Here is a 1,739-nt window from a genome sequence, read left to right as displayed (position 1 = left end):
CCGAGCCAAGGCCGCCCCCCCTTTCTTCACGCCACAACAGGGCGATGGCAAGACCGGCTGGTACCGCGATCATGGCAAAGGTGTTTGGCTCGACGCGCGGGTTGAAGACGCACATGTAGAAAGTGGCTGTCAGGAAGATCGCCAGCGCCGCCTTTCCCTGTTCGAGCCTGCGGTCGAACCAGATGACGGCAGAAAGCGTAAACAGGGCCATGACCATGCGCACGATCGTTGCGCCGAATTCCGGTATCGGCAGTCCTATCGTGGTGAACGGTGCCGTGAAATCGGTGGGCACGAAATGGCTGGTGTTGTCGACGGCCATGGAGGTCAGCATCTGGATGAAGACACGATGCTGATCGTTGAGATAGCCGGCGGGAGCAAAAGCGTAAGGCAGTGCCAGCACGAACAGCAGCGCCAGCACCAGCACCGGTATCAGCCGGAGCCGAAGGGCTCCTACCAACAACAGCATTATGATCGCGGTCGGCTTGGCGATGATGGCAAGCGAAGCCCAGAAGAACGTCTCCGCCCGCCGCCCTTCCAGCGCCGACAGGGTGAGAAGCCAGCAAGCGCCGGTCAAAAGGATCGTCGCCTGGCCGTTGCGGATCGCCCCCACCGCCATCGGCAAAGCGAGGAAAAGACCGAAAGAAAGCAGCCATGTCAGTTCGCCGCCGCCGAGCTTGCGCACCTGCCGCATCGCGGCGTAGGTCAGCACCGCAAAGCCAATGGAATGCCAAACCAAGCCGCCCAGATGCGGACCAAGCTTGACTATTGGAGTGTAGAGCGCGGCAAAGGCCGGCGCGTAGAGATACCCCATCTCGGACTGGGTGTCGTAGAGCGGCAGACCGGCCTGAAGCGCCACGCTGCCGTCGATATAGGCCTGCCATACCGTCCGCGTGTGCGGTGACCACAGGACCAGGGCAAGAACGACCAGGAACGCTCCGATCCACAGGCCAAACCCCAAACGGTCGAAAACCGGCTTGGAAATCGTCATCAAGGCGCTCCACACAATCCCGGAACTGGATCAGTCCAGCCTGTCCCGGCATTCGATGGCGGCGGCATATCACGGACGAAGTGGCGTGGCATAGGGGGCTGACGAACGTCAGGGCCGCACCTCCTTCGACTCGAATATGCGTTCCCACCTTCATGGCTGCCGTCCGAGGCTGGCGACCTGACTAATCGTCAGTGAATTCGGGCAAACGAAAATAGGGGTTGCGCGGATCAAAGGGATATTTCGGCTCGCCCTTACCAGCAAGAACAGCCCCCGGAATCAGCACGCCTTTCGGCCCGAACTGATAGTCGATGCCGGCACAGAGGTGAGCGAGATCCTGGTAGTTGAAACTGCGCAACGCACTGCCACCTTCAAATGCAGCTGTTTTGAGTTGCTCAGGCATGAGCGGCCCGATCATCCTGTCGCGATAGGCTTTGATCTTGGCCTTGTTGAGTCTGGAGGCCTGACATTCGGCGCCGACGACCCGCGCCAGCATGATGTTCCTGACCGCAGTCCCGGCAGGATCATCCAGCGGGGCCGAATATTTCTTGAGAAAGTAATTCGTACCGGGATCGTTCGTCATCGCCTTGCGCCAAAACGGCGGGAACTTTTCGGCAGCCTGTTCTCACAAGCAGCCCCTTTTTTGCAGTAACTGGACTTCGCTCGCCAGCCATTTTCGTTCAAGGCCGGATGAACACCTTGCCGTTGGGTTTGGCCAGTTCGGCTGGCAGCCGCGCCATTGCTTCGGCAAGCG

General features: G+C 60.0%; 2 protein-coding genes. Both read right to left on the bottom strand.

The features are described from left to right. The coding region (locus EOA22_RS32475) for a glycosyltransferase 87 family protein (RefSeq protein ID WP_127390549.1) at positions 1–988 on the bottom strand (988 nt) is incomplete at its 3' end. Between the two features lie 181 nt (positions 989–1,169). After that, positions 1,170–1,568, bottom strand: a complete 399-nt coding sequence (locus EOA22_RS32470) for a hypothetical protein (RefSeq protein WP_013529672.1) — start codon at positions 1,566–1,568, stop codon at positions 1,170–1,172. Positions 1,569–1,739: the final 171 nt, after the last annotated feature.

The organism is Mesorhizobium sp. M7A.F.Ca.US.014.04.1.1 (genome assembly GCF_003998745.1).
In the GTDB taxonomy this organism is placed as follows: Bacteria; Pseudomonadota; Alphaproteobacteria; order Rhizobiales; family Rhizobiaceae; genus Mesorhizobium; species Mesorhizobium ciceri.
Note: the sequence above shows the minus strand (reverse complement) of the source record. Positions and strands in the feature narration are given on the sequence as shown.

Excerpts from the sequence above, each read along its gene's own strand:
- EOA22_RS32470 (WP_013529672.1), bottom strand. The coding sequence starts at position 1,568 with ATGACGAACGATCCCGGTACGAATTACTTTCTCAAGAAATATTCGGCC.